Annotated in this window: 2 protein-coding genes; both read right to left on the bottom strand. The window is 40.2% G+C overall.

Annotation, left to right across the window (positions count from 1 at the left end; all coding sequences use genetic code 11):
• A partial coding sequence (locus ADH52_RS04225) for an SIALI-17 repeat-containing surface protein (RefSeq protein ID WP_049510281.1) occupies positions 1–2,905 on the bottom strand: 2,905 nt, incomplete at its 3' end.
• A gap of 329 nt (positions 2,906–3,234) precedes the next feature.
• A complete protein-coding gene (locus ADH52_RS04220; RefSeq protein WP_049510279.1) occupies positions 3,235–4,215 on the bottom strand; it encodes an acetylxylan esterase in 981 nt (326 codons plus the stop codon).
• Positions 4,216–4,573 lie beyond the last annotated feature (358 nt).

Raw genomic sequence — 4,573 nt, 5'->3', positions numbered from 1 at the left:
CTGGTTCTTCTCCCACTGTTGCCAATGGACCTGTATATTCAGGAGCTTCTTCAGTTACTGCAGCCTCAACGCCATTAACTCCACCTGTAAATTCTGGGACTTCATTTATCGCAGCTTCACTTCCATTTATACCATCGCTTAATTTAGATCCTGCTAAAGAGACTGGTAAATTGTGCATACTTTCAATTGCACCGTCTGCCAGACCTGTAATCCTTTGACCCATATCCTCTGGATTTATTGTGAATAGGAGAGTTTTTGTATCGTACTGGGTCATGAAGGTTGCCGTTTTACCATTTGCCAACTGAAGGGTCGGAGCCTTATTTACCAATACTTCCGAATCAAACTCCATCGCAATAATACCTGGCCATTTTTGAATAGCATATTTTACTTTTGCTTCTTTAGGAGAAATTCTTTCCTTGGTCAAGAAATCCCAGTTGAATTTCTTGAAGGAAAGTGTATATGGAACCCCCCCTGGAGCATGGTGCTCATATAAAAGTCCAAATTCACCCGGTCCAATTTGTTGAAGAGAGTTATATGCATATTCACCTTCCTGAATCAAATGATGGTGCAACCAAGTTAACTGGCCATCTTCTTCAACACGAGCCACTCGAATATAACCATTTTTACGACCTGGACCGTTCGCATTCGCCAAGAGAATATACTCTTTACCATTTTGAACCGTATGAGTCGCGGCCATTTGAACATAAACATCTGGCACATCATAGCGATCAACGTTATTGTCCCAAGTTAGACCACCATCATGACTTGTCGCAACCTGTAGATCACCTGTCAAACCACGCATAAATAGTTTGAGGTCCCCATTGTTTAACTGAACAACAGAAGATTCCGTATTTTGAGCATAATAATTGTTCATAGTGCTTGAATCAACAACTGTACCGTCATAAAGCGTACGATTGTCGTTGACACCACCTCCCATATGCCAAGTCTTTCCATGGTCATCTGAGTAGATAATTCGAGATGATTGAGAACCATTGAGGTGGTTGGTACGGTTGGTCGTATAGACAGGAACGACGATTCGACCTTTATTTGGACCGGTACGAAGGGTTATCCCCACTCCAGGACCCACACCCAAGAATTTCATCCAATCAGCTTTGACCATTGGAGTAATATCTTGAGGTGCTGACCAGGTCTTACCATCATCATCACTGTAAGACATCCATAGATAAGAATCCTTGGCAACTCTAAATGGAGACGTTTTATTACTTGTGAAATAAATATTTCCTAATAGTCGATCCCCTTGATATAAATCACCCTTATCACTATAAGATGGTTTCACCGGATCTACTACAACACGATAATCTGTTGGTTTCCCATCTGGGGTATAAACTGTGCCATTTTCACGTATTGTATAGGAGCCGTCTTCGCCTTCTTTATAGAGAATTTGATAAGTTTTGCCATCAATTTGTTTATAGGCTTCTTCTCTTTGATCAGCCATCCCAAAGATTCCTTTCCCTTCTGGGAACATGTCATAGATAGAAAAAATTCGTTTTGTTTCAGGATCTTGAACCAAAACCATATCGATGTTCACTGGTGAACCGATTGATGGATCAGAAGCTTTTGGATTGTCTCGTAAATTTGTAATCGTTACTCGGTCGCTCCATGTTTTACCCTTATCTTCACTTCGTCTGACGACCATGCCGATATCGCCCCAGTCACTTGAATGAAGACGGCGTTCATCTGCACCAGCAATCAGAGTACCTTTATCTGTCTTAAGAAGTGCAGGAATACGATAACTCTTGATCCCATCTTTATTTGGTTGGTTATGCATTCCGCCTTCAAAAACATCTTCTTTCTCTGATATTTTCGCACCTTCAGGAAGTTTCTTTTCCAAATCACCTCTTTCAAACAGTTGACTCCGTGTTTGAACTTCATCTGGTGTTAAAGCACGATCATAGACAGTCAGGTTCCTAACTTGTAGATTGGTTCCCCAAACAGTATTACTAGCACGCTTGGTTGCTCCGATTTGAGCATGTGTTACATCTGGCATATCTTTGATGAAATGACCAGATTTCAGACTTGTTCGAGATAATACCCCGTTCACGTAGAGGCGCACTCGACCATGAGGTAATTCTGCTGTCGGTTTTTCAACTGTGAAAGTTACTGAATTCCACTGGCCAGGACGTACTTGTAATGGAGCATCCGTATATTTATCATAAAATTGTGCTCCATTGGCATCACGTCCTTCAATTAAGGCTGTATTATTGAGAACAGCCATTGTGAAGTACTCATCTTTTTTCTTATCACTAGACACTGAGAATAGATTATAAAATGCTGGAGCTTTGGCATCTGGCTTGAATTCCATATGAATGGTCGCATTTTGAAGTTTCTTCAATGTATTTAACTCACTGGTTAGGTCTACACGCTGACCATTTTTCGCATTTGTTTCAACATCTTCTTTTTCCACTACTGGAGTTGCATTTGCGATGTCTCTAGCGTAATAATCTCGAGGAAGTACTCCCTCTTCTTCTTTATCTTGGTCCTTGTTACTTGCTTCTGTAGTTGCAGAATCTGTTTCTGGTTTATCAGCAGGAGCTGGTGTATTGTCAGCTGCAGGTGTATTTGTTGGAGTGGTTGTCTCTGCTTCAGTAGTCTCATTTTTCTTCAACTTATCCTGATCAACTTCCACACCATTGTCTTTTGCTGTTGCCAATTTTCCAGCTAATTCACTATCTAAATGAGCAAGACTTCCTGAAGAAGCTTCTTTTGGTAATTCTGATAAACCTTGATTGTTATTTTCAGCTGCAGTTACAGTTGAGTTTCCTTGTTCATTTGCCAATACAGGGTTTACTCCAAACACCACAGCACCAATGGTTACAGAGGCTACACCCACTGCAAATTTACGAATACCATATCTTTGTTTTCTGTCATAATTCTTCTGATTCATCTTTCTACCTTTCAATATCACCAAAAAATAAAGCGCTTTCTTTTTGTTTTAAAATTTTTACTCCCGACCATAGGAAAACACAAGAAAGTAATTAATAAACGAGAGTTCCTCTCCTTCTCTCTTTCAAAATTTAGCTAGCTGTAATCCAAACAGTAGCTCTTTCACTCCTTTCCTAGAGACTTTTTCTTTATTATACAATAAAGTCATAGGTTTATCTCAAGCTTGTCATAGAATAGATTTTACTTTCAGAAATATTTTAATATTTTAATATTCTTAAAAGTACTTTCAACATTTATAACAAAAAAGAGAGCTACTGGCTCTCTCATTCATCACTTTATATACTTAAAAGGAATCTCACTACCACAGAGCCAGTTGTAGACTTGGTCATTGACAAATACATTCATGGCTTCGTGAGCATACTCAGGCATGATGCGATAGGCCTTATCGCAGGTCAGACGGTTGTAAATCGCAAACTGGGTAATAGGATAGCAAACATCATCGTCCAAGCCCGTAATCATCTTAACCTCACCCTTGATACGATGGGCAAGATTTTTCACATCGATATAGGCAAGGGTCGCCATGATTTCCTCCTCAGTTTCGTGGAAGGGGTCGTGAAACTTGAAATAACGGAAAAGTTCGTCATAGGCTTCACTTGTATTACCAATCTCAAGCACTCGTCTGAAGTCTGACAAGAAAGGATAGATGGCTACTGTTTTCTGAATCCGAGGATTGAGCGCTGCTGCAACTAGAGCTAAAGCCCCTCCTTGTGAAGCACCATAGCTAGAAAGGCGCTTCTCATCTACCTGAGGTAGACTAGCAACAATTTCGACCAACTGGTAAATATCCAGATAAACATCCTTATAAAAGAGATGTTCCCGACCTTCCACAGCACCACGGATAATATGCCCCTTAACCGTATTTCCTAGAGGAGAACGCAAACCGTCTTGCGAATAACCTGACTGTCCCCGCACATCCATGGAAACAACACCGTAACCAGCCACAGTATAGGCTAGCATGTCAGCCCAGTCCCAGCCACGTCCCATATAACCATGGAAATGGAAGATTAGAGGAACTTTTTCCTCACTCTTTGGAAGAACGACGCGCGCATAGACCTTGCCTTCATTGCTTCCTTCAAATGTTAACTCATAGCACTTGACTTGAGTAATGTGGAAATTTCTTTCCTCCAACTGATAAGCTGGAAGAGTTGAAACTTTTTTCACTTCCTCATCCCAGAAAGCATCAAAGTCTTCTGGAACCTCATCCCGTCCTCTATAAGTCTTGATTTCTTCTAACAAAGCTGGATTTTTCATAACATACTCCTTTTTTTGTAATCGCTATCACCACTCTAGCATATCTAGAAAGGCAATGCAAGAAAGAAGGGTAAATAGAAAGAGATTTTAGATTCTTTACTTTTAGGATAATGGACTGAAAGTAGTTTCAAAAATAAAAAAGAGCATTTCGCTCTTTCTTCTCCTATTCAGTCTTAGTTTTTTGCTTCTTTCTTTTGGAAAGTGGTTTGGTAATTTACTTTAATCGTTACGGTCATGTGAGAGTCCTCGTTTCTTTTTGATGACTCTAGTATAAGGGGCAAACCTGAAAGCTAGCTTAATACTCTTCGAAAATCAAATTCAAACCACGTCAGCGTCGCCTTACCGTACTCAAGTACAG

It is taken from the genome of Streptococcus pseudopneumoniae (assembly GCF_001072665.1).
In the GTDB taxonomy this organism is placed as follows: Bacteria; Bacillota; Bacilli; order Lactobacillales; family Streptococcaceae; genus Streptococcus; species Streptococcus pseudopneumoniae_S.
This window is presented reverse-complemented; position numbering and strand designations above follow the sequence as displayed.

Excerpts from the sequence above, each read along its gene's own strand:
- ADH52_RS04220 (WP_049510279.1), bottom strand. The coding sequence starts at position 4,215 with ATGAAAAATCCAGCTTTGTTAGAAGAAATCAAGACTTATAGAGGACGG.